The organism is Demequina litoralis (genome assembly GCF_030418455.1).
GTDB lineage: Bacteria > Actinomycetota > Actinomycetes > Actinomycetales > Demequinaceae > Demequina > Demequina litoralis.
Genome location: NZ_JAUHPW010000003.1, coordinates 73348 through 99070 on the forward strand (window position 1 = coordinate 73348; position 25723 = coordinate 99070).

Sequence of the window (25723 nt, forward strand, 5' to 3'; positions counted from 1 at the left end):
TTACGGCGCGGGCGCCACAGCGCCCCGCCCGCTGAACGGAAGGAGCACCCGTGGAAGCACACGGCCCGCACGCTGACGACGACCTCGTCACGATGCTCACCCGCACCGGGGAGCGCGTCCCGCACCCCGACTTCGACCGGTACGCCGAGGACCTCGACGCGGCGACCCTGCGCCGCATGTGGCACGACATGACCGTGGTGCGCGGCTTCGACAACGAGGCCACGAGCCTGCAGCGCCAGGGCGAGCTGGGGCTGTGGGTGCAGTCGCTCGGCCAGGAGGCCGCGCAGATCGGCTCCGGCCACGCGCTCAACGGCAACGACTTCGTCTTCCCCTCGTACCGTGAGCACGGCGTCGCGCTCACGCGGGGCGTCGACCTGCCCGAGATCCTGCGCATCTTCCGCGGGCTGCAGCACGGGGCCTGGGACCCCGAGGCGCACCGCTTCCACCTCTACACCCTCGTCATCGGCGCGCACTCGCTGCACGCGACCGGCTACGCGATGGCGATGGACCGCGACGGGCTCGTCGGGACCGGCGACCCGGCGCGCGACGGCGCGGTGGTCTGCTACTTCGGCGACGGCGCGACCAGCCAGGGCGACGTCAACGAGGCGATGGTCTTCGCGGCCGTGCACGATGCGCCGGTGGTGTTCTTCGTGCAGAACAACCAGTTCGCGATCTCGGAGCCGGTGACGCGCCAGAGCCGCGTCCCGCTCGCGCAGCGCGGCGCCGGCTTCGGCATCCCGGCGGTGCGGGTCGACGGCAACGACGTCGTCGCCTGCTACGCCGTCACCCGCTGGGCGCTCGAGCGCGCCCGCTCGGGCGGCGGGCCCGTGCTCATCGAGGCCTTCACCTACCGCATGGGCGCGCACACCACCTCGGACGACCCGACGCGCTACCGGACGCGCGCCGACGAGTCGTACTGGGCCGAGCGCGACCCGATCGCGCGCCTCGACGCGTACCTCTCCTCCCTCGGCGAGCTGGGGGACGATGCGCGGGAGGCCGTCGCCGCCGAGGTCAAGGAGCTCGGACGCCGCACCCGCGAGACCGTCCGCTCCTGGGAGGTCCCGGCCGTCGCGAGCATGTTCGAGCACGTCTACGCCGAGCCCCACGCCACGGTCGATGCGGAGCGGGCGTGGTTCGAGCGCTACGAGCGCTCGTTCGCGGAGCAGGGGGTGCACGCGTGACCCAGATGACGATGGCGGGCGCGATCAACCGCGGCCTGCGTGCCGCGATGGACCGCGACGAGAAGGTCCTCCTCATGGGCGAGGACATCGGCCAGCTCGGCGGGGTCTTCCGCGTCACCGACGGGCTGTGGAAGGACTTCGGCCCCGACCGGGTCATGGACACCCCGCTCGCGGAGTCCGGCATCGTCGGCACCGCGATCGGCATGGCGATGCGCGGCTACCGGCCGGTCATCGAGATCCAGTTCGACGGCTTCATCTTCCCGGCCTACGACCAGATCACGACCCAGCTCGCGAAGATGCACTACCGCTCGCAGGGGCGCATCCAGCTGCCCGTCGTGATCCGCGTGCCGTTCGCCGGCGGGATCGGCGCGGTCGAGCACCACTCGGAGAGCCCCGAGGCGCTGTTCGCCCACACGGCCGGACTGCGGGCGATCTCGCCCGCGACGCCGCAGGACGCGTACGACATGATCCAGCAGGCGATCGCATCGCCCGACCCGGTCCTCTTCTTCGAGCCCAAGGCCCGCTACTGGGACAAGGGCGAGGTCGACGAGTCCCGCGTCGACGCGCAGCTCTCCGCCGAGGACGGCGCCTCCGCCGGCACCGCCGAGATGTCGCGCGGCCGCGTGGCCCGCTCCGGCACCGACGTCACGCTCGTCGCCTACGGGCCCACCGTGCGGCTCGCGCTGCAGGCCGCCGAGGTCGCGGGCGCCGACGGCACGAGCGTCGAGGTGGTCGACCTGCGCTCGATCTCCCCGCTGGACTCCGCCACGGTGGTCCGCTCGGCCAAGCGCACGGGGCGCGTCGTCATCGTCCACGAGGCGCCCACCGCGTACGGCCCGGGCGCCGAGCTCTCGGCGCGCATCGCGGAGGAGGCCTTCTTCCACCTCCACGCGCCGGTGCTCCGGGTCGGCGGCTTCCACGCGCCCTACCCTGGCAGCAAGCTGGAGCACGACTACCTTCCCAACCTTGACCGCGTGCTCGACGCCGTCGACCGCGTCATGACGCACTGAGAGGCCACGCATGCCCACCAGCGAGACCTTCCACATGCCGGACGCCGGCGAGGGCCTGACCGAGGCGGACATCGTCGCGTGGCGCGTCGCGCCCGGCGACACGGTCGAGGTCAACCAGCCCCTCGTCGAGATCGAGACCGCGAAGTCCCTGGTCGAGCTGCCGTGCCCGTTCGACGGCGTCGTGGTCCGCCTGCTCGCGCAGGAGGGCGACACCGTCGAGGTCGGCGTCGCGATCGCGGAGTTCGACGTCGACCCCGGCGGCGAGGCCCCGGCGGACGATGCGCCGGTCGCGCAGGACGCGGTCGCCGCCGAGGCGGTGGTCGAGGAGGCCGTGGAGGCGCCCGCGGCCGCGCCTGCTCCCGCACCCGCGCCCGCGGCGCCGGCCGCTCCGGCAGCCGCCGCATCGTCCCCCGCCCAGGAGGGATCCGGCGCGGTGCTCGTGGGCTACGGCGTCAAGGCCGGTTCCGCGCAGCGGCGCCCGCGCCGCGAGGGTGCGCTCGACCCGATCGGCGGCGCCGACGAGGCGAGCGAGTATCCCGTGCTCGCGAAGCCGCCGGTCCGCAAGCTCGCGCGCGAGCTCGGCGTGGACCTCACCACCGTGACGCCGTCGGGCCCCGGCGGCCTCGTGACCCGCGAGGACGTCGAGCAGGCGGCGCAGGCGCGCTCGGCCCGCACGCTCGCGACCTACGCGGCCGACGATCAGCCCTGGCTCGAGTCCGGCTACTCGAAGGACGGCGGCCGCTCGACCCGCGTGCCCGTGCGGTCGGTGCGCAAGCGCACCGCCGAGGCGATGGTGAAGTCCGCCTTCACCGCACCGCACGTCACGGTGTTCCACACCGCCGACGTCACCGAGACCATGAACCTCGTCAAGCGGCTCAAGGCCGACCGCGAGTTCGCCGACGTCCGCGTGACGCCGCTGCTCATCGTCGCCAAGGCGCTGCTGCTCGCGGTGCGCCGCCACCCGGAGATCAACGCCGCGTGGGACGACGCCGCGCAGGAGATCGTGTACAAGCACTTCGTCAACCTCGGCATCGCGGCCTCGACGCCGCGCGGCCTGCTCGTGCCGAACATCAAGGACGCCCACCGCCTGCCGCTCAAGGAGCTCGCGCTCGAGATCGGCGAGCTCACCGCGCTCGCGCGCGAGAACCGCACGCCCCCGGCCGCGCTGTCCGGCGGCACCATCTCGATCACCAACGTGGGTCCGCTGGGCATCGACACCGGCACCCCGATCCTCAACCCCGGCGAGTCCGCGATCCTCGCCTTCGGCGCGATCCGCGAGCAGCCGTGGGTGCACGAGGGCGAGATCAAGGTGCGCTGGGTGACGCAGCTCGCGCTGAGCTTCGACCACCGCCTCGTCGACGGGGAGCTGGGCGCGCGCGTGCTCGCGGACGTGGGCCGCGTGATGAGCGACCCGTCCCAGGGGCTCGTCTGGGGCTAGCCCGCACGGGCGCGGTAGAGTCGCCTGGTTGCACGCCCGCTCGGGCGTGAGAGAGAAGGGTGCTCGCATGGCCGTCGTGTTCGAGGGGCTCGTCTATCTCGATCCGCAGAAGACCGGTTCGACGTACGTCGAGGAGGTCCTCATCGAGGTCCTCGGCCAGGAGCCGGTCATGCGCAACCGCCACGGCGTGATCAACCAGCACGACCCCGACCTGCTGCACTGCATCTCCGTGCGTGATCCGTGGGCGCAGTACCTGTCGCTGTACCGCTACGGCGTCGACCGCCACGGCGGGGTGTCCAAGAACCTGCGCCAGTCCGGCAACGGCGCCGTCTACGACGACTTCGGCACGTGGCTCGACGTGGTGCTCGACCCGGCCAACACCGCCCTGGTCGCCGGGCGGTGGGGCTCGAGCGGCATCGCGCCGCTGGTCGGGCTCCAGACCTTCCGCTACCTGCGTCTCGCCGTGTCGCGCCCCTTCGCACGCATGGCCACGATGAAGACCGTCGAGGATGTGCGCGCGCAGCACGCCGAGCACAAGATGTGGGACGTGGCGCTCCGCACCGAGTCGCTCGCGGAGGACGTGGTCGGCATGCTCGACGCTCACCGCGACCGCCTCGGGATCACCATGAGCCGCGACGAGATCGAGGCGGTCGCGAAGGCGCACGCCGGCGCGAACGCCTCGAAGTCGGGCCGGGTCGGGATGGACGCCGAGCACCGCGCGCGCATCGCGGAGCGCGAGTGGCTGCTCCTCGAGGAGTTCGGCTACCAGGTCTGACGATCCGGCCCGGCTGCTAGCCTCGACGAGGTCAAGGACTCGTCAAGCAAGCACCAAGGAGGCTGCGATGGAGCGGTGGCTCGCCGGGGACGATGTGCCCCTTCCCGAGGTTGCCGCATCCGTGCGCGCCTGGACGCCGTTCGCGGTCGACTCGCCGCTCTACGAGGCCTTCGCGCGCCGCCTGGCCGACGACCCCGACGTCCTCGGCGTGCTCGCGCGCATCCGCACGTCGCCCCCGATCAACGTCCTGTTCGCGGCCGTGCAGCACCTCCTCGCCGCGGACGATGCGCTCGCGGCCTGGTACCCCCGCCTCGCGGAGGCGGCACGCACCCCGGACGACGAGGCCTACGCGGCCTTCCGGGCCTTCGTGCTCGCCCGCCGGGACGAGATCCTCGAGCTCGGCGCGACCCGCCGGACACAGACCAACGAGGTCCGCCGGTGCGCGGTCCTCATGCCGGTGATCGCGGCCGCGCTCGTGGAGCGCGGCTGGGACGGCCCGGTGCACGCGATCGACATGGGCGCCTCGGCCGGGCTGGGCCTGCTCATGGACCGCGTCGCGTACCGCTACGGCGGCACCCGCCTCGGCTCGGCGCCGCTGACCCTCGACAGCGAGAACCGTGGCGGCTTCCCGCTGCCCGACGCCCCGCCCGCGTTCGCGACCCGCACGGGGCTCGACCTCGCGCCCGTCGACGCGACGGACCCCGATCAGGCGGCCTGGCTCGAGGCCCTCGTGTGGCCCGAGCAGCAGGACCGCCTCGCGCGCCTGCGTGCCGCGATCGCGCTGCGCCGCGACGTCGACATCGCCATGGTGGCCGGCGATGCCGCGTTGACGCTGCCCCGGGTCGCGGCGGCGCTCCCGGACGGGCCCATCGTGCTGTGGCACTCGATCGCCCTCTACCAGCTGCCCGATCCGGCGCTCGACGCGATCGACGACGCCGTCGCCGCCGTGGCGGCGGTCCGGCCGCTCGTGCGGGTCGCGTTCGAGCCTCAGCCCGGCGGCGGCGCCGACATCCGCGTCGCGCTGCGGCCACGCGAGGCGGCGCCGGTCGCGACCGCGCACACGCACGGCGCCTGGCTCGACCGGCCCTGATCCCGCGACCGCCGGCGCGCGAGGCGGACGTCGCGCACGGCCCTACCCTTGAGGCATGTCTGTCGAGGTCCTGGTGACGCTGTTCGCCGCGGTGCGGGACCTCGCGATCGCCGCGACCACCGGCGCGCTGCTCGTCATCGCGGCCGTGCTGCCGCGCGGCCACGCCGCCGTGGGCCGCGCCGCGCTGGTCGCCCGCATCGGCTCGATCGGCTGGGTGGTCGGCGCGTTCGGCCACTCGCTCGCGACGTACGCGAGCATCCGCGGCTCGCTGCCCGACGCCTCGCGCTTCGTCGAGGAGTGGTGGAGCTACTCCACCTCGGTCGACCTGCTCATCGCGTACCTCCAGGTGCTCGCCGCCGGGCTCGTCGCATCGGTGCTGTGCACGCTCGTGCGCACCCCGGCCGTGGCCGCGTGGTCGCTCGTGCCGGTCGCGTGGGCGCTCGGCTGGCTCGCCGAGACGGGGCACGCCGCCGGCGCCGCCGACCACCACCTCGCCACCTCCGCGATGTTCCTCCACCTCGCGGGTGCGGTGGTGTGGACGGGCGTCATCGGCGTGATGCTGACGCTGCGCGGGGTCCTCGGAGACGCCACGAAGGCGACGATCGGGCGCGCCTCGAGGATCGCGATCTGGGCGGCCGTCGCGGTCGTCGTCTCCGGCGCCGTGAGCGGCGGGATCCGGCTGTCGACCCCGTCCGAGCTGTGGACCAGCCCGTACGGACGCCTGCTGGTGCTGAAGATCGGGCTGATGTCCGTCGCCGTCGCGCTCGCGGCCCTCCACCGGCGCGTGTCGCTGCCGCGCCTCGACGAGGCTCAGGCGCGCGCGCGGTTCTGGCGCCTCATGGCGGTCGACGTCGCCGCACTCGTCGCGGTCATGGGCGTCGCGGCCGTGCTCGCCTCGACCGCGCCGCCGATCCCGATCGTGCCCGTCGAGGAGCCGAGCCCCGCCTACTTCCTCACCGGCTACGAGCTGCCTCCGGCGCCCACCGCGTGGCAGTGGATCGCGCAGTGGCGCCTCGAGATCATCACCGCCTTCGTGCTCGCGGCCGCCGCGCTCACGTACGTGCGCTGGGTGCTGCGCCTGCGCCGCCGCGGCGACGCGTGGCCCTGGTACCGGACCGCATCGTTCCTCACCGGGATCGGGCTGCTCGTGTGGCTCACGCAGGGCGCGCCCACCGTCTACGGCATGGTGACGTTCAGCGGCCACATGCTCGAGCACATGCTGCTCGTCATGGCGGCTCCGGTGCCTCTCACGTTCGGCGCCCCCGTCACCCTCGCGCTGCGCGCGCTGCCGCCGCGGCGCGACGGCTCCGTGGGCCCGCGCGAGTGGATCCGCATCGTGGTCGAGTCCCGCTGGATGCGCTTCTGGGCGCATCCCGTGGTGGCCGCGGTGAGCTTCGCGGGCTTCCTCATCGTCTTCTACTACTCGCCGCTGTTCGAGTTCGCGCTGCGCAACCACGTGGGCCACCTGTGGATGATCCTGCACTTCACGATCGTGGGGTACCTCTTCGTCAACGCGCTCGTCGGCATCGACCCCGGCCCCACGCGCCCGGGCTACCCGATGCGCATCGTGCTGCTGTTCGCCACCATGGCGTTCCACGCGTTCTTCGGCGTGGCGATCATGATGTCGACGGTCCTCATCGCGCCCACCTGGTTCGGCCTCATGGGGCGCACGTGGGGCCCCGATGCGATCACGGACCAGCAGTACGGCGGACAGATCGCGTGGGGCATCGGCGAGTTCCCGGTGGTGCTGCTCGCGATCGGCATCGTCGTCGCGTGGCGCCGTGCCGATGCGAAGGAGAGCCGCCGGCTCGACCGCAAGGCGGAGCGGGACGACGACGCGGAGCTGCGCGCCTACAACGCGATGCTCGCACGCACGGCCGAGGAGGACGCCCGCCAGGATTCCCCATGACAAGGGTGACGCGTGTGACTTGCGGCGCGGTCGCGCCAGTCACACCCGTCACCCTTGTCATTGGCAATCGACGATGTGCGGGGTCAGCCTTCCAGCACCGTCCCGTCCGGGATGGTCTCGGCCTTGCCTGTGTCCGCGAGCACCACGTCGCCGCGGCACACGACCCCGGCGCCGAACGTCCAGTCGCCCTTGACCGTGAGCGACACCGCGTCCTTGAGCGACGGCGCACCATGCGGGAAGCGGGCCTCGAACTTCGACATCGTCTTGTAGTGCTTCGAGTCGAGGTCCACGAGCGGGGCCGCGGCCACCGCGAGGCGCAGCGCGCCGTCCTCGTCGAGCGTGTACGCGTCGGAGCGCAGCAGCAGCAGGTCGTTCGTGGTCTTGACCGGGAGGAAGCGGTCGCGGCCCACGACGATCGACGTCGCTCCCTCGAACACCTCGATCGCGGCGCCCATGGCGGTCTCGATCTGGAACACCTCGGGGGAGGTCGAGTCGGTCGGATCGACGTTCTTGACGTTGCGGATCAGCGGCAGGCCCAGCACCGCGCCGCGCTCCTTGAGCGCCGCGTAGAGCTTCTCGAGGTCGAACCACAGGTTGTTCGTGTGGAAGAACGGGTGGTGGTGCTCGTCCGTGAAGTAGTGCATCTCCTCGGGCGCCGTCTGCGCGGTGTCGCGCAGGATGAGGCGGCCGTCGGCCTTGCGGACGGCGAGGTGGCCGCCCTTGCGGTCCGCGGCGGTGCGCCGGCACAGCTCCGCGGCGTACGGGGCGCCCGAGGCGGCGAACCAGCCCGCGATCGTGGGGCTCGGCACCGCGCCGAGGTTGTCCGAGTTGCCGGTCGAGGCGTAGCGGAAGCCCTGCTCGAGCAGCTTCTCGAGGATCCCCGAGCCGAGCAGCGCGGTGTAGATGTCGCCGTGGCCCGGCGGGCACCACTCGAGCGTGGGGTCCTGGGGCCACTCGGCCGGCATGAGGCCGTCGACGAGGAGCTTGGGCTCGGCGTTCTGGAGGAAGTCCAGCGGCAGCCCGTCGACCTTGAGGTCGATGTACGGCGCGAGCGCCTCGAGGGTGTCGTCCTGCGTGCGGAAGCTGTTCATCAGCACGAGCGGGAGGCGCGCGCCCGTCGCGGCGCGGGCCTGCTTCACCTGGTCGACGATGAGGTCGAGGAAGCTCTTGCCGTCGCGCACCGGCAGCAGCGACTTGGCGCGGTCCATGCCCATCGAGGTGCCGAGACCGCCGTTGAGGCGGATGATCGCGGTCTTCGCGAAGGCCTCGCGTGCGGCGTCGTCGTCGATGTCGACGCCCTCGAGGAACGGCGGATCGAGCAGCGGCTCGATGGTGTCCTCGCGGATGAGCCCGGTCGCGCCGGCCTCCAGCTCCGCGAAGTAGTGGGAGAAGACGTCGATGGCGGTCTGCTCGACCCCGGCGGCGGCCATCTTGGCCTGGGCGGCGATGAGTCCAGGAGCGGTCATGACCCCGAGCCTAGGGGCTGTGAACGCGACCGGGCCAGGGCGAAGGGCCGGTGTTCACCGCCTCGTAGGGCATGACGTTGTTTCCACAGATTTCCTCCACAGGTGTGGGTAAAACCCCGCGGCTCCGCACAAGACATGTGGATGAGCATGTGGGTGCGCGGTGGACGGAAGATCGATGCCGCAGATGCCTTGCATCACCCCGGGGGACGCGAGTAGAAACGCCTCTAGCGAAAAGGTGCGACGCGTGCCGAAGGGTGAGGGTGAGAACGCTCTCCCGAGGACGTCGGACCCGCCGCTGCGCCGGAAACGGCACGGGACGGGGGCGACGGCAGGCGTGTGCGCGCGCCGGATCGGACTCCTCGGACAACGGCGGTCCGCGTTCGCCGTCTCGTACGCGAGGCGGGCGGACCTGTGGGTGACGGCACAGGGCACGACGGGCCCGGGGAGTCGGCCGAGAGGTCGTCGCCGCGAATCGGGCGTCGCCCACCGTGGTCTCTCGAGCTGCAGGGAAGGCCCCCCGGACCCGAATTCCGGGGGGCCTTCGCCATGCCCGGACCTGTGGACGATGCGCCCCGGCCGCGTCGCCCGGCCTCGCCTTCTCGCCGTGCGACACTTTCCCGGACGTCAGCAGCGAGGGAGGGTCCGATGGTCGACACGATCGAGGTCGAGGCGCCGCAGGAGGTCGCCGTCGAGGGCGGCAACGGCGTCGGCATCGCCTCCTTCGTCACCGGCTGCCTCGGGCTGGGACCCATCGCGATCGTGCTCGGGCTCGTGGGGCTGTCCCGCTGGCGCTCGGGCGCCGCGGGCCGGCGCAGCTGGCCGCTCGCCGGTCTCGTCCTCGGCATCGTCGGGACGCTCGGGGCGGCGGCGCTCGCGGCGGCCGTGCTCACGTCGGGCACCGATGCGGCGGAGCAGGACCTCCGCGCCCAGGCCGACGTCGTCATGCTCGGCAACGCCGTGGTCGAGGGCTACGTCGCCGACCCCGACGGTGCGGTGACCGTCAGCGTCGAACCCTCCGGCTACGTCGTCGACGGGATCGAGCTGCCCGCGCAGCTGTCGCTGGACGAGGACCGGGCCGTCAGCCTCGAGGGGACGGATGCCTTCGACTGGTGCCTCACGCTCACCTACGGAGGGGGCCAGGACGATGCGGTCGCGTTCGCCGCGACGGAGGGTCTCGTCCGGTCCTGCCCCGTTCCGTGATGCCCGTTTTGTGCCGCGGTGTGATGGTCGTCACACCCTGAATAGATGCTGGTGCGGCGACGATTGTTGCGCAAGAATGAGCCACGGCTGGGCGGTCCAGCCGGAAACCAGGCAGGACGATGTCATGCCGGGGCCTCATCACCCTTCAGCGAGACCCGGGCATAGGCGGGGCTAGCCCTGTCGCCGGCGGAGTCCTCCGAGCAGAGGGAGAACACCATGAAGAAGTGGAACGCATTCAAGGACAACACCGTCGTCCGCGTCGCGGCGAGCACGGGCACGCTCGTCGCCGTCGCCGTGGTCGTCGGCGCCGGGTTCAAGTGGGTCTGAACCACCCGAAGTCAGGGGGCGGCGCGTCCGCGAGGTTCGCGCCGCCCTCGCTTCTTTCCGCCTACCTCGCGGCGGTCTGCACCCTGGGCCTCGGCGGGATCCTCGCCGTCGTCGCGCTGACGCCGTGGGTCGAGCTCTCCGACCATGTGATGACGCTGCAGGTCGCGTTCCTGGCGATCGCCGCCATCGCAGGCGAGGTCCGGCCGATCAGGCTCGTGATCGGCGGCGACGAGACCCGCAGGCTCTCCACATCGGCGCCCTTCGTGCTGGCGTTGATCGGCGTCGCAGGCGTTGGCGTGGCGGTCGTGGTCCAGCTGATCGCGAGCCTTGCCGACGACGCCCTCCGCCGTCGGGAGCCCAAGAAGTCCCTGTTCAACACCGCGCAGTACGCGCTCAGCGTCATCGTGGCCGGCCTCGTGTACGCGTGGCTGACCGGCGGAGACGTCTTCGCCAGCACCCCGAGCGATCCGGTCACCTACCTGGCCGCGCTGCTCGTCGCCGGTGTGGCCATGATCGCCACCAACTGGGTGCTCGTCGCCGTGGTGGTCTCACTCGCGACGGGGCAGCCGCTCCGGGACGCGGTGCGCGAGGACATCCGCGATCTGCTGATCACCAACATCGTCCTGCTGAGCATCGGCGGCGTCGCGGCCGAGGTCGCCGCGGACGGCATCGGTGCGCTCCTCCTGCTGGTCGCCCCCGTCGTGGCCGCGCACCTCTTCACGATGGCCGCAGCGCGCCACGCGCACGACGCGACGCACGACTCCCTCACCGGTCTCGGCAACCGCGGCCAGCTCCACCACGAGCTCGACAACGCGTTCGCGGCACCGGCGCCGCTGCGTCTCGGCGGGCCCGGGCTGGTGCTCATCGACCTCGACCACTTCAAGGACTTCAACGACACGCTCGGCCACCCGGTGGGCGACGAGATCCTCCGCCAGGTCGCCGTGCGCCTGCGCGAGGTCGCGCCCGAGGGCGCCTCGGTGCACCGGCTGGGCGGCGACGAGTTCGCCGTGGTGGTCCGCGGCGACCTCGCCGCCTCGCGGCAGGTCGCGCGGGACATCCTCGCCTCGCTCGACGAGCCGGTGCGGGTCGAGAGCCTCGAGCTGCTCGTGCGCGCGAGCGCCGGGCTCGCGGTCGCGCCGCTCCACGGCGAGGACGGCGAGACCCTCATGAAGAACGCGGACATCGCGCTCTACCACGCGAAGCTCGAGCGCGACCGGATCAGCACCTTCTCGCCCGAGTTCGACATCAACACGGTCGAGCGCCTCCAGCTCCTCGCCGACCTGCGCACCGCGCTCGACACGGGCCAGCTGCACGTGGTCTACCAGCCGCAGACGGACCTCACGGACGGCCGCGTCGTCGCCGTCGAGGCGCTCGTGCGCTGGCGGCACCCCGAGCGGGGGCTCGTGCGCGCCGACGAGTTCATCCCCCTCGCCGAGAACTCGGGGCTCATCTTCCCGGTCACCGCGTTCGTGCTCGACACCGCCCTCGCGCAGGTCGCGCGCTGGCACGCGGCCGGGCTCGACGTGCGCATGGCCGTCAACCTGTCCGCGCGCCACCTGTCCGACCAGGGCCTGCCGCAGCAGGTCGGGGCGGCGCTCACACGCCACCAGGTGCCCGCCTCGTCCCTCGTGCTCGAGGTGACGGAGACCGCGATCCTGTCCGACCCGGCCCGCGCGGACCTGGTCCTGCACGCGCTGCGACGCCTGGGCGTCTCGATCGCGATCGACGACTACGGCACCGGCAACGCCTCGCTCAGCTACCTCAAGCGCCTCGAGATCGACGAGCTCAAGATCGACCGCTCGTTCGTCAGCAACATCGGCGCCGACCACCACGACCTCATCATCGTCCGGTCGACCATCTCGCTCGCCCTCGCGCTCGACCTGCGCGTGGTCGCGGAGGGCATCGAGGATGCGGAGACGGTGACGGCGCTGCGCGGCCTCGGCCACGTCATCGGCCAGGGGTACCACCTCGGCCGTCCGGTGGAGGCGCCCGAGCTGGAGCGCAGGCTCGGGATCGCCCCGGTCTCCGACACGGACGCCGCGCCTGCGAGAATCGTCTGACGATGCTGGTCCTCGCCGCGGGCGTCCTCGCCCTCCTGTCCCCGCTCATCGCGCTGCGATGGCCCGCGGGCCTGCTCCTGCGCCGTTGGCGCTGGGCGTGGCTCATCTGGGCGGCGCTGCTGCTGCAGATCGTCATCATCGACGTGCATCTGCCCGGCATCCTCGCAGAGGCCGGGCACCTGGCCACCTATGCCGCGGCGCTCGCGTTCGTGTGGCTCAACCGTGAGGTCCGCGGCCTCCTCGTCGTCGGCGCGGGAGCGCTGTCGAACGGCGTCACCATCGCCCTCAACGGCGGTGTCCTGCCGGCGAGCGCGGCCGCCACCGCCGCGGCCGGTATCGACCCCGACCACGCCTTCGCCAACACCGCGGTGCTCGCCGACCCGGTGCTGCCGTGGCTCGGCGACGTCTTCGCGTGGCCCGACCCGCTGCCGTTGGCGAACACCTTCAGCATCGGCGACATCCTCATCGTGGTCGGCGTCGGAGTCGTCGCCTGGTCCGGCTCGCGTCGGCTGGGCGCGGGCACCGCGACGGCGGACGATGCGCCCGTGACGGCCGCGGAGAGGTGACCGGCAGGTCCCGTGGAGGCCTCGCCGCCGCGCTGGCGGTGTACCTCGTCGCGCTGACCCTGCGGCCGGCCCAGACGTCCGTCGGGCCCGTCCTCGGCGACATCGGCGCGGACCTCGGCCTGGGCGAGGGGGCGCTCGGCCTGCTGGGCGCGCTGCCCCTGCTCGGCTTCGCGGCGGTGTCCCCGCTCGTGCATCGGCTGTCCTCGCGCTGGGGTGCCGAGGGCACGCTGCTCGCAGCCCTCGCCGGGCTCGTGCTCGGCGTCGTCGTGCGCTCCTGGACGGGGGCGCCGGGCCTGTGGCTCGGCACCGCGGTCATCGGCGCGACGGTCGCCATCGGCAACGTGCTCGTCCCCGTCATCGTCAAGCGCGACTTCCCCGACCGCATCGCGCTCGCGACCGGCGCCTACTCCGCCGTCATCGCCGGGTCCGCGGCCGTCGGCGCGGCCGTCGCGGTGCCGCTCGCGGCGGCCGGGACGTGGAGGCTGGCGCTCGGGGTCTGGGCCGTGCCGTTCGCCGTGGTGGCGCTCGTGTGGTGGCTGCGCACGCGGGTACGGCACGATGCGGAGGCGACGGTCGCGGAGGTCGATCTCGCGCACTCCAGCGTCTGGCGGTCCGCCACCGCCTGGCTCGTCACCGGCTTCATGGGTCTGCAGGCGACCAGCTTCTACGTGCTGGTGACGTGGCTGCCCACCATCGAGGCGTCGTTCGGCGTCTCCGCCCACACCGCCGGCATCCACCTCTTCGTCTACCAGATGGTGGGCATCGTCGGCGGACTGCTCATCCCGTTCGTCATGCGGCCCGCGAGCCAGGTCGGCGCGGCGGTCACCTCGACGCTGTTCATCACGGTGGGCACCGCCGGTCTCCTGGTGGCGCCCGACGCGGTGGTGGCGTGGATCGTCATCGCCGGGCTCGGTTCCGGCGCCTCCCTCGTCATGGCTCTGTCGCTCATGAGCCTGCGCGGGCGCACGCCGTCCGAGACGACCCAGCTGTCGGGCATGGCGCAGTCGATCGGCTACCTGCTCGCCGCCGTCGGTCCGGTGGCCGCCGGCGTCCTCGCGGAGGCCACCGGCTCGTGGACGCCCACGCTGATCCTTCTCCTCGCGTTCGCCGCGGGGCAGCTCGTGGTGGGCCTCGCGGTCGGGGTGGACCGTCGCGCGCGCCTCTGACGCGGCCCCGCGCCCGGCGCGCCGCACCCGCGCGGCGTAGAATTGAAGGCGGCGAATACCAAGGACGATGCCCCTCCTCCCGTGGACCCGGACGCTCCGGACCGGCACCGGGGAAGGGGACATCATGAACACGCGCATCGCGTCGGTCGCCATCGCCGCGACCGTCGTCGCCCTCGCTTCAGGTTGCAGCGCGGGCGGCGAGACGCAGGATCTCGAGGCGCAGCTCGCCGAGGTCACGGAGCAGCGCGACGCGCTGCAGGCCGAGCTCGACGCGATCGACGCGCGATACGACAAGACGGTCGCGGTGAAGGCGGCCGTCGAGGACATCCTCGCCGACCCGGAGTCGTACGGCACGCCGGACGAGGTCGCCGACCTGCTCGCGTCCTACGGGACGGACGACGCGGTCATGGACGATGACGTGTTCGGTGCCGTCGGCCTGCGGCAGGCCTGGTACAACACCCTGTCCAACCAGGTCGATGCGGAGATCGAGACCGTCCAGCAGTGGGTCGACGACGACGGCTCCGTGTCCGGCAGCCTGTGGATCTGGCGAGGCACCAACTTCGCGGGCGAGCCGTTCGAGCTCGTCGGCATCAACGTCGACACCCACGCCGACGACGGGACCATCGAGAACGAGTGGGTCGCGTACCCGTACCCGGACGAGTTCGTGCGCGTGGCGATCATCGGGGGCGGCACGCCCACGACCGTCACGGGCGAGCCGTTCGACGAGTGAGCCGCGCCTGTCAGCCGTCCTGGCCGGGTGCGCCGCGCGCGGGCGCCGGGGACTCCGGCGCATCGGACGATGCGGCGGCCGCCCTGGTCCTGCGGGAGCGCACGACACGCACGGCCGCCAGTGCCACGGTGGCGAGCAGCGCGAGCGCGATCACCCACGGCAGCAGCACGCCGGCGACCACCAGGGCGCCCGACACGAAGGCGACCAGGCCGTCCCAGCCGGACTCGAGGCCGCCCCAGAAGCTGCGCGGCGCATCGTCCACGATGACGACCGGCTCGGTGGTGAGGGAGAGCTCGATCGTGGACATCGAGACCTGGTCGTCAAGGCCGCGCTGGCGTGCCTCGAGGCTCTCGAGCCGGGCCTGCCGGCCGTCCAGCTCGTCCTCGAGCGTGATGATGTCCTTGATGTCCTCCGCGTCGGCGAGCAGGGACTCGATACGCGCGGTGGAGGCGCGCAGCGTCGAGATCTGCGCGTCGAGGTCACGTACCTCGACGGTGACGTCGGCCGAGTCGGTCGAGAACTCGTCCACGGTGCCGAGCGCGCGGAGCTCGTCGACCGTGGCGTCGAGCGTGCTCGCCGGGATCCGCAGCGTCAGGCGCGCGGAGCCGCCGTCGTAGGTGCTCGGCGCGGTCTCGGAGCGCGCGTCGACGCGCCCGCCCGCGCGCGCGACGATGTCCGCGGCGCGGTCGGCAGCCCCGATGGGGTCCTCGACCGTCATGTACATCGCGCCCGTGACGATGAGGGCACGGTCATCGGCGGCAGGCTCCGCAGAGTCCGCCGCGTCTGCCATGGCGCCGTCGGCCTCCTCGCCCTGCTCGTACGCCTCCTCGACCCCCGCGAAGGACGAGTCGGAGGCGCCGGAGCTGCATCCCGCCAGCAGCCAGACGGCGGCGAGGAGCGCGGCGACGACAGCGCCCCTGCGGAAGAGGGAGGGTGTCGCGTCGACGCGTGTGCTCATGGCGCTCATGCTAGGGAGACGCACGGCGCCGCGGAAGCGTTGGTTGCGAACCCGTGACCATGCTGTGACCAGGCGTGATGTTCGGCGCAAGGTCGAGTATGGCGGGATGGTCGGAGGGTGTGTCGAGCGGACTGGGAGCGTTGCCTCGTCGACTCGGGGGAGGCACTCGCACAGAGGTCGGGCACCGTGCAGGTCCGACAACCAAACGCCTGTCGGGCAAGGTGTCCCCAGGCCAGGTTGCGTCAGTCGGCTGCTCTAGGGTGATCGTCGTCTGCGTATGGGCTGGGAGATGTGGCGTCTCCGTTGGGCTCCGGGGTCTCTTGTGGTGTAGCCGTGAGAGCGGGGAGCCATCGCCAGACGTCAGCGACCAGTTCCTTGGCGTCGTTGTAGCCTCCGACTGCCCCAAGCACAACCAGCAGGCTTGTGACTACCGCAGCGGTCTTCTTCGCCCAAGGCTTCGGCGCGCTGCGCGTCCACAAGTCGCGTCGCAGGACCGCGTCGGAGACAACTGCCTCAGCGGCTTGCCTGATGCTCGGGGTAGACCGGCCTGGGTCCTTGTTGAGGGCTGCGAGCAGCGCCTCCAAGAGCTTGACGAAGTGTGACTTGTCTTCCGCAGAGAGATCGTCGTCTTCCGATATCTCCGTTAGCAGTTCTTGGACCTGCCGCTCGTAGTGCGCGCGAGTGTCTTCGGGGAGCCGTGAGCCGTTCTGTGCTTCGTAGTCTCGGGCCGCCGCTTGGGCGTCCGGTGCAAGCGTGGCAAGTCGTCCCGCAGACATCTCGAGAAGGACGCCCTCAAGGTAGTTCGGCCAGCCTTTTGCGTACTTGGTCCAGGCGTCGATTTCGTGATCGGGTCCCGTGTACCGCTTGAAGATCCTCGACCACATTGGCTCGATAGGGGGATAGATGCCGTGGTAGGCAAGGAACTCGGTCGTCTGTTCGCGGCTCATTCGTTCGCAGGCATCCAGAATCTCCGCGATCAGGCGCATCCGGACGCTCCGGTCGTACGCTGCGAAGCTCCTGGACATGGCCCGAGCCTACGCAGTGAGGTGCCGGCGGTCTAGGTGATTCCCTACAGTATTAAGCCTGATAACACTAGCAATGTCGCCCCATTGGATTGGCTTCCGCGGTAGTGGATGGACTCGCGCACCCCTCGAGTTGCATTGCCTCGTCTATCGCAAGAGCCGGATGGGCCGCTGTCGCCGTGTCCTACAGGAGGCGGCGGCTATTGCCTCTTGCTGAACACTTCCGCGACTACCAGCCCAGGAGACACCAAAGGCCCCTCCCGAAGGAGGGGCCTTTGTGAACGATGACCCGAGACATTTGTGAACGATGTCCCGAAACATCACAAGAGAGCGGGTGACGGGAATCGAACCCGCGCTATCAGCTTGGGAAGCTGAAGTTCTACCATTGAACTACACCCGCGAGCACCGCTCGGCGGCGGTGCGTCACCCCATTCTAGGGGGTAGCCGCGGCCTCCTCGCCCACGCCGCGCGGCGCATCGTCCCCCTGGCCGCGCAGGCCCTCCCGATGGCCGAGCGTCTCGAGCCAGCGCACCAGCTGGAGGTGCACCTGCTCGGCGCCGCGGAGACGTCCGTGCTCGAGCAGCGTCTCGTCGAGGCTCCACTCGGACGGGTGGACGAGCAGCGGACGCGTCTGCCAGCCGCCCAGCCCGCCGTGGCAGCCCACGAGCTCCTCGAAGGCGGCGACCTCGTCGAGGGCCGGCTCGTGGAGCGAGTTGACGTAGATGTCGGGCGCCTCGGGGAAGGCCGCGACGCGTGCGAGGTCGCTCGCTGCGCCCGGCCCGAACGGCGCCAGGGGGTCCTCGCCCTCGATCTCGCCGGTCGCCAGGCGGTGCAGGCCGCGGGGCCCGATCGCCACCGGTCCGGATGCGGCGCGCACCACGAGGAAGCCGATGCCGGGGTGCGTCGCGAGCGCCTCCACCAGCCCCGGGTGCTCCGCCTCGAGCTCCGACAGCGTGAGCGGTCGCGGCGACTCCGTGAACCAGATCCCGCCCAGGTTGCCGCTGCCGACGACGGCGAGCGCGGGACCGTCGCCGGCGTCGGGCGACGATGCGCCGGCGTCCGTCGCCGCGTCGGCCTCGCGGCGTCGCAGCGCGCGCCGGGCCGCGCGGCCCGATACCGAGTCCTGGGCCGCGGCCTCGCTCACGAGCAGGCGCACCCGGCCCCAGGTCTCCTCGTCGTGGGAGGTGTCGAGCGCCCGCCCACCCGTGTGGGCGGCGACCAGCTCCTCGAGCGTCATGCCGTACCGCTGGAGGAACGTCGCGCCCTGGCTCTGGCCGTGGTCCGACACGAGGACGATGCGGTACTCGCGGGGCGTGATGCCGGCGCCCGCGACCTGTTCGAGGGTGCGCAGCACCGCGTCGAGCCCGTAGAGCGAGGCGAGCGACTCGGGCCGCGTGACCCCGGCGTGGTGCGCGATCTCGTCGTAGTCGACGAAGTCCACGTAGATCGACCGTGCGCCCTCCATCATCGCCTCGATCACGAGCGCCACGTTGAGGTCGCGCAGCAGCACGTTGGTGATGCCGCGCAGCGCGACGTACGAGCCGCCCCGGTGCACACGCGGCTCGACGCCGCGCCACTCCTGGCGGCGCGCCTGCCACACCTCCTTCGCCATCTCGCCGAGCGTGCGTGTGAAGGCGCGCGCGAAGCCGGCCGGATGGGTGAAGAAGGCCGCGTAGGAGCGGGAGGGGCCCAGCGAGCGCTCGCCGCCGCGCATGCCGCTCATCGTGAGGAACGAGCGGCCCGCGTCGCCCGAGAACAGGTTCGAGATCGACACGCCGTCGTCGGCGAGCAGGCCGCGCCCGTCGCTCACCCGCTCCTCGATGAGCGCCGCGTCGTCCGGACGGTTGGCGACGACCATGCGTCCCAGCTCGCGATCCCACCAGCGGAAGGCCGGGATGCCCCGCGACGAGCCGTGGAGGATGCCGGCCTGGCTCACGGGAGTCGTGGACGGCACCCGCGCGGTCCACTCCGTCCAGGTGTGGGTGCCGCCCCGGATCCAGCGCGCGATCGTGGGCAGGTTGCCGGCGCGCAGCTCCTGCTCGAGCAGCGGCGCCGACACCCCGTCGAGCTGCACGAACAGGACGCCCGGCACGCCGTCAGGCTCGGGGCGGTCGCCCCGCATCGCCATGCGCGTGGCATGCACCAGCAGGTAGTCGTGGGTGCCGACCGAGAACAGCCACGACACGAGGGTCATGAGCACCGTGAGGATCCACGAGGCCACGAGCGCCCACGCGGGGCTGGCGACATCGACGCCGGGGGCGAGCCACAGCGCAAGCCCCACCGTGGTCGCGTTGGCGAACAGCGCCGCCGTGAGGGCGCCCGCCCAGCCGAACCGGCCGGCGATGCGCAGCCACACCGGCTGCAGCACCCAGGTGACCAGCGCGATCGCCGCCGCGGCGAGCAGCGCGGCGATCCAGCCGTCCGCCGTCACGCCCGGGGTGAGCCCGATCGTGGCCGCGACCACGACGGTCTGCACGGCGAGCTGCGCGGCCCGCGCCGCCCGCGCGCGCACGGTCCGCCGCTCCCCGCCGAGCGCGTCCGCAAGGTCGCGTTCCCGGTCGCCCTGGAACCAGCGGTCCGCCCGCGGGGTCCACGCGAGCGCGAGGGTGATGCCGGCGCCGGCCGCGACCACGACGGCGGTGGCCGGCGAGCCCTCGGGCGTGGTCGCCTGGTGGATGGCCTCGAGGACGCGCAGCCCGGCGAGCGCGGACACCACGATGCGCGCGCCGTTGGAGCCGCGCCACAGCGCGATCGCCGCGGCGATCAGGCCCGCGCCGAGCAGTCCGAGCGCCACGATGGTCGCGGTGGAGGCCTCTGCGCGGGCGGTGTCCCCGGCGAGGGCGAGGATGCTCACGGTGAGGTCGAGCACGCCTCCGAGCGCGGTGAGGGCGGCGAGGGCGACGACGCCGGGCGGGCGGCGTGCGCGCGTCACGGGCGCAGGCATGCGTCCATCATCCCCATCACGGCGGCGCGCGCCGCGAGGCTGGCCCGCGCGCCCCCTCAGCGGTTCTGGAGCGCGTCCAGCCCGACGGCGAGCGCGTGGACGAGCCGCGGGTCGTAGCGGTCGTCCTCGACCGTGACGCGGTACGTGTCCCGCACGCCCCACCGCCGCACGATCGTCAGGACGGGAGCCCCGGCGTCCTCGGTGGCGAAGAGGAAGTCGTACGGCAGCAGGTCGAGGCCGATGCGGCGCAGCACCGCGTACAGCGTGCTCGTCTCCTGTCCCAGCACCCGCGGCAGGCCCTCCTGCTCGAGGTACCAGGTGGTGACGAGCAGCGAGCGGCGGAAGTCCTTGCGGAAGCCTCCGACCACCGCGCCCGTCTCGTCTCGCACGTCGACCACCGAGGCGAGGTCGAGGACGTTGCGGGCCTGGAGCGTGAACCGCACGTGCGTCTTCGACTCGTCCGCGTAGAAGGGGACCTCCTCGCGGAGCCTGCCCCGCTTCTGCTGCGCGAACGCGAGCTGCTCGACCGGGTTCCAGGCCTCGTCGGCGCGCCAGATCTCGTACCGGTTCACCATGAGGGTGATGCGTTGGCGCACGAGGTACCTGACCGTCATGCCCTCACCCTAGGAGCCCTCCGGAGGGGCCACAATGGCGGCATGCATGCCACGTCCGCGCTCCGCGCCGCCGCCGCGACCGCCCTGGTCGCGCCGCTTCTCGCGGCGTGCGCGGGCACTCCCGACTACCCCGTGGTCGCGACCGCGGCCGCCGCGGAGGTGCCCGACGCCTCGCTCGCGATGCGCTCCGTCGAGGTGACGATCGGGTCCACCGGCGACGAGGATGTGGTGCTGACGGGCGGCACGGTCTTCACGCCCTACTTCGACCGTCTCGACGCCGTGGGGCTGCACGTGACGGTGCCCGCCGGCGGCGAGGTCACCATCCGCCTCCCGCTCGGGCTCGCGACGTGCCCCGCCGGCGAGGGCGAGTCCAGCGCCCAGCTGGTGCTCGAGGCGGGCGGGGAGGAGCTGCTCCAGACGGTCCTGCTGAGGGACCGGCAGCTCGCGCGTCTCAACGAGGCGACCTGCGCACTCCGGCTCGACGACGAGGACCTCTGACCCCGACTCCTATTCCCGGCTCGCGGACATTCCATCACCCCTGGTAGATGGCGTTTCTCTGGGGTGGTTACGGGAGGCTTCCGTGCATCGTCCCTGGCAGGAGCGTGTTGTACCGGTCGGTGGGCCCGCGTGGAAGCGCCCCTCGGCCGGACAGCCCGGCGGAGCGGACAGGCTCGCCGGAGAGCAGGGGAGGACATCAGCATGGCACTCGGTTCCGGCATCTTCCTGATCGTCGTCGGCGCGATCGCGGCCTTCGCCGTGGACGACGCGATCGACGGCGTCGACCTCGCGATGATCGGCTACATCTGCATGGCCGCCGGCGTGATCGCGATCGTGGTCTCGCTCGTCGCCAACGCCCAGCGCTCGAAGACCACCCACACCGAGGTGCGCGACGAGCACGTCGACCACCACCGCGTCGAGGGCTGAGCCGCGCCCGGGGCCGCCCCGCGCGGGCGGCCCCGGCGCCCCGCCCCGCCGCGCGCATCGTCCCCGCCGGCCGTAGCCTGACGGGAACGGCCCACCCCGGGGAGAAGCCATGGCCAGCGTCTCGACCTACCTCAACTTCGACGGCACCTGCGAGGAGGCCTTCGCGTTCTACGTCGAGGTGTTCGGCGGGGCGCTCGTCGACCCGCCGATGCGGATGGGCGACGTGCCGCAGCAGCCCGGCATGCCGCCGCTCTCCGACGACGAGAAGAACCGGATCATGCACTGCGCGCTCGACATCGTGGGCGGGCATCGCATCATGGGTTCGGACATCCTGCCCTCGATGGGCCACGTGCTCCGCGAGGGCAACAACGTCTACCTCAACCTGCAGCTCGACGACGAGGACCAGGTGAGGGACCTCTTCGACAGGCTCTCCGTCGGCGGCGCCGTCGAGATGGAACCGACCCCGATGTTCTGGGGCGACCTCTACTGCGCGTTCACGGACCGCTTCGGGATCCAGTGGATGTTCGTCGCGACGATGACCGAGGGCACCGGGCTGGCCTGAGCGCGATCCTCAGGAGGTCTCGCCGTAGGTCTCCTCGAGGGAGTCGAAGAACGCGTCCGACAGCAGCTGGAAGGCCTCGCGATCGAGCATGATCGGCTCGCCCGGGTCGAGGCGCAGCACCGTGGTGCCGGCGTCGAGACCCGAGCCCTCCGGCGGCGCGAAGCGCCCGCCGTTGCCGTTGAGCGACTCGACGACCGCGCGCATCTCGTGCAGCGGACCCGGCCGGCTGCCCTCCGCCGCCCGGCTGCGGTTGGCGAACATGCCCTCGAGCTGGCTCGCGACGGCGACGAAGTACTCGTCCGCGATGTTCTGGATCGGGGCGTCCATCGTCCCGTCGCCGGGCGCCTGCTGGCGCAGCAGGTCGAACGCGGCGACCTCGGCCTCGATGCGCCACCGGCACGCGTCGATGTAGTCGCCGCTGTACTCGGTCACGTCATCCATGGATCCACCTCCTGCGCATCGTATGACGCTCAGTATGGTGTGCCGGGGCCGCCGCCGCACAGGGGTGCGCGCACGGCGCGGCGCGGCGCCCCGGCGCCGCGGACCCAGCGACGATGCACGTCACGGCTGCTCCGACCGGTCCGCGAGCTGCTGGGCGAGGATCTCCTCGGCCGCCTGGGCACGCTGCTCGCGCTCCTCCTCCGCGGGGGTGGGGTAGCGCACGCGCACGAAGGGCCGGGAGAGCTGGTAGCTCACCGTGAGGCGGGCGTCGCGGACCACCCAGGCGGCGGCGCCGACCGCGACCACGAGCGCCCCGATCGCACCCACGCCGATCGACCAGCGCGGCCCGAAGGTCTCCCCGATCCACCCGACGATGGGCGAGCCGATCGGCGTGCCCCCGAGGAAGATCATCATGTAGAGCGCCATCACGCGTCCGCGCATGTGCGGGGTCGTGGTGGTCTGGACGGCGGCGTTCGCCGACGTGATCATGGTGAGCGCGGTGAAGCCCACGGGGATGCACGTGAGCACGTACAGCGGGTACGTGGGCGCGAGCGCCATCAGCGTGAGCGCGATCCCGAACGCGAAGGCCGCCCCCACGACCAGGCGCAGCCGAGGACGCTTGCGGCGCGCCGCGAGCAGCGCGCCCGAGAGCGACCCGATGGCCGTGACCGACCCGAGGATCCCGTACTCGCCGGGACCCTTGTCGAACTCCGTGGCGGCCATCATCGCGCTCGTGAGCTGGAAGTTGAGGCCAAGCGCCGCGACGGTGCCCACCACCGCGAGGATGACGACGATGTCGGGTCTGCGCCGGATGTAGCGGATGCCCTCGCGCACCTGACCGCGGCCGCGCGCGGCCCGTTCCTGATGGTGGAGCTCGGACGCGCGCATCATCGCCAGCGCCGCGATGGTGGCGCCGAACGTCGCGGCGTTGATGAGGAACACCCACCCGGTGCCGACCACCGCGATGAGCAGGCCCGCGACGCCGGGGCCGATGAGGCGCGCGGCGTTGAACGAGGCGCTGTTGAGCGCCACCGCGTTCGGCAGGGAGGTCGCGGGCACGAGGTCCGAGACGAACGTCTGGCGCGCGGGCGCGTCGATCGCGGACACGACGCCGAGGCCGAGAGCGAAGGCGTACACGTGCCACAGCTCGACGTGGCCGAGCACGGTGAGGAGGCCCAGCCCGAGCCCCAGCACTCCCTGGCCGACCTGCGTCCAGATGAGCAGCGTGCGGTGGTCCACGCGATCGGCGAGCACGCCCGCCCACGCCGACAGGAAGAGGAACGGCGCGAACTGCAGCGCGGTGGTGACGCCGACCGCGACACCCGACTCGTCCGTGAGCGCGGTGAGCACCAGCCAGTCCTGCGCGACGCGCTGCATCCACGTGCCCACGTTCGAGACGAGGGCGCCGGCGAACCACAACCGGTAGTTGAAGATGCGCAGGGACGCGAAGGTCTGTGACATGTCACCTTGAGAACCGGCTGAGGCGGGCGGTTCTTCCGCGGCGTCGCCTCGGCACGTGCGCCTCCGCCACCCTACGCCCGTCGGCGCATCGCCCCGGCGCGGACCGGTGACCCGGGTTGACGGGCGACGATGCGTGGCGCACCCTGGTGCGGGCGCGCCGTGAGGGTAGGCGCCGAGGAGGAACGTTGGAGCTCTAGGGACGCCGGACCGCGAGTCTGGCCACGGTCGTGCACCTTCCAGACGCATGGAGCTCCCGATGCAGCACCTCTCCTTCTCCCATCTCACCTTCGCGTGGGCCGACGGTCGCACGCTCTTCGACGACCTCACGTTCGCCGTGCCAGACGGGCTGACCGCGCTCGTCGGCCGCAACGGCATCGGCAAGTCCACGCTCCTCCGGCTCGCCCTCGGCGAGCTCGACCCCGGCGCCGGACGCGTGGCGCGGACCGCCTCCGTCGCGTACGTGCCTCAGGGCGTGACGCTCGCGACCGGGGCGACCGTCGCCGAGGTGCTCGGCGTCGCCGCGCGGGTCGAGGCCCTTCGCGCCATCGAGGCCGGGTCGACGGATCCCGCCGACCACGACGTGCTCGCGGACGACTGGGCGGTCGAGGAGCGCTCCGTCGCCACCCTCGCGGCGCTGCGCCTTCCCGTCGATCTCGATCGCACGGTCGGCGGCCTCAGCGGCGGCGAGGCGGTGCTGCTGGCGGTCGCGGCGGCGCTGCTCGAACGTCCCGACCTGCTGATCCTCGACGAGCCCACCAACGACCTCGACGGCGAGGCGCGTGCGGCGCTCGCGGACCGCCTCGACGCGCGCGGCGGCGCCACCCTGGTGGTGAGCCACGACCGCGCGCTGCTCGGCCGGGTCGACCGCATCGCCGAGCTGCGCGAGCGCGACGACCGACGCGTGGAGATCCGCTGGTTCGGGGGAGCGATCGACGAGCTGGACCGCGCTCGTGAGGCGGAGCGGGCGGCCGCGGCGCAGGCCGTGACCGCCGCGACCGCGGACGCCGCGCGCCAGTCGCGCGCGCTCGCCGCGCATGCCGACGGAGCGGGCCGCAAGCGTCGCGCGGGAGAGAAGGCGCGCTCCACCCGGCGGTACGTCGGTGCCGCCGCAGATCTCAAGCAGGCGCAGGCGGAACGCACGGACGCGCGGGTGGGCCGCATCCACCAGCAGCGCCTGGCGGAGGCGCGTGACCGGCTCGCGTCCGCGCGGGCCGCGATCCCCCGCGACCGCGCCATCCGGGTCGACCTCCCTGGCACGGAGGTGCCGCCCCGCCGGCTCGTGCTGGAGGTGGACCGGCTGGTGACGCGCACCGGGGCGACGCTCGACGCTATCGTGCGGGGTCCCGAGCGCATCCACGTGCGCGGCCGCAACGGTGCCGGCAAGACCACGCTCATGGCGTCGCTGCTCGGCGAGGTCCCGCCGATCGCCGGGGTCGCCGGCGTCGCGGTGCCGGTCGGCGTGCTGCCTCAGCGTCTCACGGGGCTGGACGAGGGCGCCTCGGTCCTCGACAACGTGAGGGTCAGCGCGCCCGGCGTCGATCCTCAGGAGGTCCGGGACCTGCTCGGGCGGTTCCAGATCCGGGGCCCCCAGGCGGACGCGCGCGTCGCCACGCTGTCGGGCGGCGAGCGCTTCCGCGCCTTCCTCGCCTGCGTGCTGCTCGCGCGACCCGAGCCGCAGCTGCTCGTGCTCGACGAGCCCACCAACAGCCTCGACCTCGACTCGCAGGCCCAGCTGGTCGACGCGCTCGCCGGGTACCGCGGCGCGCTCCTGGTCGTGAGCCATGACGACGGATTCGTCGAGGCGGTCGCGCCGACGCGCGAGTGGACCGTCGAGCCCGACGCCCCCGTGAGGGACCGGCCGCTCTGAGGGGCGCGGGCA

At 72.4% G+C, this 25723-nt stretch carries 22 protein-coding genes and 1 tRNA gene; 15 read left to right on the plus strand and 8 right to left on the minus strand.

Going from position 1 to position 25723, the window contains the following annotated elements; all coding sequences use genetic code 11:
- Positions 1-50 precede the first annotated feature (50 nt).
- The 6 genes from pdhA (at position 51) to QQX09_RS04810 (ending at position 7403) form a co-directional block, all read left to right on the plus strand.
- Positions 51-1181 carry a pyruvate dehydrogenase (acetyl-transferring) E1 component subunit alpha gene (gene pdhA / locus QQX09_RS04785; protein WP_301131625.1) on the plus strand — a complete coding sequence of 377 codons (1131 nt, stop codon included), beginning with the start codon at positions 51-53 and terminating at the stop codon, positions 1179-1181.
- Between the two features lie 5 nt (positions 1182-1186).
- Entirely contained in the window at positions 1187-2191 is a 1005-nt protein-coding gene (locus QQX09_RS04790) for an alpha-ketoacid dehydrogenase subunit beta (protein ID WP_301131831.1), read from the plus strand.
- A gap of 10 nt (positions 2192-2201) precedes the next feature.
- Positions 2202-3629, plus strand: a complete 1428-nt coding sequence (locus QQX09_RS04795) for a dihydrolipoamide acetyltransferase family protein (protein ID WP_301131626.1) — start codon at positions 2202-2204, stop codon at positions 3627-3629.
- A gap of 67 nt (positions 3630-3696) precedes the next feature.
- Complete coding sequence (locus QQX09_RS04800; protein WP_301131627.1) at positions 3697-4404, plus strand: hypothetical protein; 708 nt, start codon at positions 3697-3699, stop codon at positions 4402-4404.
- Positions 4405-4471: 67 nt separating this feature from the next.
- Positions 4472-5494 (plus strand): DUF2332 domain-containing protein, encoded by a 1023-nt coding sequence (locus tag QQX09_RS04805; RefSeq protein WP_301131628.1) that lies wholly within the window; start codon positions 4472-4474, stop codon positions 5492-5494.
- 55 nt (positions 5495-5549) lie between these two features.
- Positions 5550-7403 (plus strand): bifunctional copper resistance protein CopD/cytochrome c oxidase assembly protein, encoded by a 1854-nt coding sequence (locus QQX09_RS04810; protein ID WP_301131629.1) that lies wholly within the window; start codon positions 5550-5552, stop codon positions 7401-7403.
- Positions 7404-7486: 83 nt separating this feature from the next.
- On the opposite strand, the gene QQX09_RS04815 is transcribed toward QQX09_RS04810, so the two are convergent.
- Positions 7487-8869: a UTP--glucose-1-phosphate uridylyltransferase gene (locus tag QQX09_RS04815; protein ID WP_301131630.1), complete on the minus strand. Its 1383-nt coding sequence runs from the start codon at positions 8867-8869 to the stop codon at positions 7487-7489.
- 645 nt (positions 8870-9514) lie between these two features.
- Between QQX09_RS04815 and QQX09_RS04820 the strand changes: the two genes are divergently transcribed.
- From QQX09_RS04820 to QQX09_RS04840, 5 genes are all read left to right on the plus strand, one after another.
- Positions 9515-10069, plus strand: coding sequence for a DUF4190 domain-containing protein (locus QQX09_RS04820; RefSeq protein WP_301131631.1), 555 nt, complete (start codon positions 9515-9517; stop codon positions 10067-10069).
- Positions 10070-10386: 317 nt separating this feature from the next.
- Complete coding sequence (locus QQX09_RS04825) at positions 10387-12456, plus strand: putative bifunctional diguanylate cyclase/phosphodiesterase (protein WP_301131632.1); 2070 nt, start codon at positions 10387-10389, stop codon at positions 12454-12456.
- Positions 12457-12458: 2 nt separating this feature from the next.
- A complete protein-coding gene (locus tag QQX09_RS04830) occupies positions 12459-13022 on the plus strand; it encodes a DUF5317 family protein (protein ID WP_301131633.1) in 564 nt (187 codons plus the stop codon).
- Complete coding sequence (locus QQX09_RS04835; RefSeq protein WP_301131634.1) at positions 13019-14188, plus strand: MFS transporter; 1170 nt, start codon at positions 13019-13021, stop codon at positions 14186-14188. The genes QQX09_RS04830 and QQX09_RS04835 overlap by 4 nt, the downstream gene beginning before the upstream one ends.
- A 124-nt stretch (positions 14189-14312) precedes the next feature.
- Positions 14313-14918, plus strand: coding sequence for a hypothetical protein (locus QQX09_RS04840; RefSeq protein ID WP_301131635.1), 606 nt, complete (start codon positions 14313-14315; stop codon positions 14916-14918).
- A 10-nt stretch (positions 14919-14928) separates the two neighbouring features.
- Here QQX09_RS04840 and QQX09_RS04845 read toward each other — a convergent pair whose 3' ends face one another.
- The 5 genes from QQX09_RS04845 to QQX09_RS04865 form a co-directional block, all read right to left on the minus strand.
- On the minus strand, positions 14929-15876 hold the full coding sequence (locus QQX09_RS04845; RefSeq protein ID WP_301131636.1) for a DUF4349 domain-containing protein: 948 nt from the start codon (positions 15874-15876) through the stop codon (positions 14929-14931).
- Between the two features lie 242 nt (positions 15877-16118).
- Positions 16119-16901, minus strand: coding sequence for a hypothetical protein (locus QQX09_RS04850; RefSeq protein ID WP_301131637.1), 783 nt, complete (start codon positions 16899-16901; stop codon positions 16119-16121).
- Positions 16902-17227: 326 nt separating this feature from the next.
- Positions 17228-17298, minus strand: a tRNA-Gly gene (locus QQX09_RS04855).
- A gap of 33 nt (positions 17299-17331) precedes the next feature.
- Positions 17332-19842, minus strand: coding sequence for a phage holin family protein (locus tag QQX09_RS04860; protein WP_301131638.1), 2511 nt, complete (start codon positions 19840-19842; stop codon positions 17332-17334).
- 56 nt (positions 19843-19898) lie between these two features.
- A complete protein-coding gene (locus QQX09_RS04865) occupies positions 19899-20456 on the minus strand; it encodes an LURP-one-related family protein (protein ID WP_301131639.1) in 558 nt (185 codons plus the stop codon).
- Positions 20457-20498: 42 nt separating this feature from the next.
- Here QQX09_RS04865 and QQX09_RS04870 point away from each other — a divergent pair, with 42 nt between their 5' ends.
- The 3 genes from QQX09_RS04870 to QQX09_RS04880 all read left to right on the plus strand — a co-directional run bounded on the left by QQX09_RS04870 (position 20499) and on the right by QQX09_RS04880 (position 21942).
- Positions 20499-20954, plus strand: coding sequence for a hypothetical protein (locus tag QQX09_RS04870; protein ID WP_301131640.1), 456 nt, complete (start codon positions 20499-20501; stop codon positions 20952-20954).
- A 201-nt stretch (positions 20955-21155) separates the two neighbouring features.
- On the plus strand, positions 21156-21380 hold the full coding sequence (locus QQX09_RS04875) for a DUF6458 family protein (RefSeq protein ID WP_301131641.1): 225 nt from the start codon (positions 21156-21158) through the stop codon (positions 21378-21380).
- A 109-nt stretch (positions 21381-21489) separates the two neighbouring features.
- Positions 21490-21942, plus strand: coding sequence for a VOC family protein (locus QQX09_RS04880; RefSeq protein WP_301131642.1), 453 nt, complete (start codon positions 21490-21492; stop codon positions 21940-21942).
- Between the two features lie 9 nt (positions 21943-21951).
- On the opposite strand, the gene QQX09_RS04885 is transcribed toward QQX09_RS04880, so the two are convergent.
- Together QQX09_RS04885 and QQX09_RS04890 are read right to left on the minus strand one after the other, a co-directional pair.
- Complete coding sequence (locus QQX09_RS04885; RefSeq protein ID WP_301131643.1) at positions 21952-22383, minus strand: hypothetical protein; 432 nt, start codon at positions 22381-22383, stop codon at positions 21952-21954.
- Between the two features lie 120 nt (positions 22384-22503).
- Positions 22504-23844, minus strand: a complete 1341-nt coding sequence (locus QQX09_RS04890; protein ID WP_301131644.1) for an MFS transporter — start codon at positions 23842-23844, stop codon at positions 22504-22506.
- Between the two features lie 256 nt (positions 23845-24100).
- Here QQX09_RS04890 and QQX09_RS04895 point away from each other — a divergent pair, with 256 nt between their 5' ends.
- A complete protein-coding gene (locus tag QQX09_RS04895) occupies positions 24101-25711 on the plus strand; it encodes an ATP-binding cassette domain-containing protein (protein ID WP_301131645.1) in 1611 nt (536 codons plus the stop codon).
- The last annotated feature ends 12 nt before the right edge of the window (positions 25712-25723 follow it).

Bases quoted from the DNA above. Each gene is read 5' to 3' on its own strand.
- QQX09_RS04790 (WP_301131831.1), top strand. From the start codon at position 1,187: ATGACGATGGCGGGCGCGATCAACCGCGGCCTGCGTGCCGCGATGGAC.
- QQX09_RS04795 (WP_301131626.1), top strand. From the start codon at position 2,202: ATGCCCACCAGCGAGACCTTCCACATGCCGGACGCCGGCGAGGGCCTG.
- QQX09_RS04800 (WP_301131627.1), top strand. From the start codon at position 3,697: ATGGCCGTCGTGTTCGAGGGGCTCGTCTATCTCGATCCGCAGAAGACC.
- QQX09_RS04805 (WP_301131628.1), top strand. From the start codon at position 4,472: ATGGAGCGGTGGCTCGCCGGGGACGATGTGCCCCTTCCCGAGGTTGCC.
- QQX09_RS04810 (WP_301131629.1), top strand. From the start codon at position 5,550: ATGTCTGTCGAGGTCCTGGTGACGCTGTTCGCCGCGGTGCGGGACCTC.
- QQX09_RS04815 (WP_301131630.1), bottom strand. From the start codon at position 8,869: ATGACCGCTCCTGGACTCATCGCCGCCCAGGCCAAGATGGCCGCCGCC.
- QQX09_RS04820 (WP_301131631.1), top strand. From the start codon at position 9,515: ATGGTCGACACGATCGAGGTCGAGGCGCCGCAGGAGGTCGCCGTCGAG.
- QQX09_RS04830 (WP_301131633.1), top strand. From the start codon at position 12,459: ATGCTGGTCCTCGCCGCGGGCGTCCTCGCCCTCCTGTCCCCGCTCATC.
- QQX09_RS04840 (WP_301131635.1), top strand. From the start codon at position 14,313: ATGAACACGCGCATCGCGTCGGTCGCCATCGCCGCGACCGTCGTCGCC.
- QQX09_RS04845 (WP_301131636.1), bottom strand. From the start codon at position 15,876: ATGAGCACACGCGTCGACGCGACACCCTCCCTCTTCCGCAGGGGCGCT.
- QQX09_RS04850 (WP_301131637.1), bottom strand. From the start codon at position 16,901: ATGTCCAGGAGCTTCGCAGCGTACGACCGGAGCGTCCGGATGCGCCTG.
- QQX09_RS04860 (WP_301131638.1), bottom strand. From the start codon at position 19,842: ATGCCTGCGCCCGTGACGCGCGCACGCCGCCCGCCCGGCGTCGTCGCC.
- QQX09_RS04865 (WP_301131639.1), bottom strand. From the start codon at position 20,456: ATGACGGTCAGGTACCTCGTGCGCCAACGCATCACCCTCATGGTGAAC.
- QQX09_RS04870 (WP_301131640.1), top strand. From the start codon at position 20,499: ATGCATGCCACGTCCGCGCTCCGCGCCGCCGCCGCGACCGCCCTGGTC.
- QQX09_RS04875 (WP_301131641.1), top strand. From the start codon at position 21,156: ATGGCACTCGGTTCCGGCATCTTCCTGATCGTCGTCGGCGCGATCGCG.
- QQX09_RS04880 (WP_301131642.1), top strand. From the start codon at position 21,490: ATGGCCAGCGTCTCGACCTACCTCAACTTCGACGGCACCTGCGAGGAG.
- QQX09_RS04885 (WP_301131643.1), bottom strand. From the start codon at position 22,383: ATGGATGACGTGACCGAGTACAGCGGCGACTACATCGACGCGTGCCGG.
- QQX09_RS04890 (WP_301131644.1), bottom strand. From the start codon at position 23,844: ATGTCACAGACCTTCGCGTCCCTGCGCATCTTCAACTACCGGTTGTGG.
- QQX09_RS04895 (WP_301131645.1), top strand. From the start codon at position 24,101: ATGCAGCACCTCTCCTTCTCCCATCTCACCTTCGCGTGGGCCGACGGT.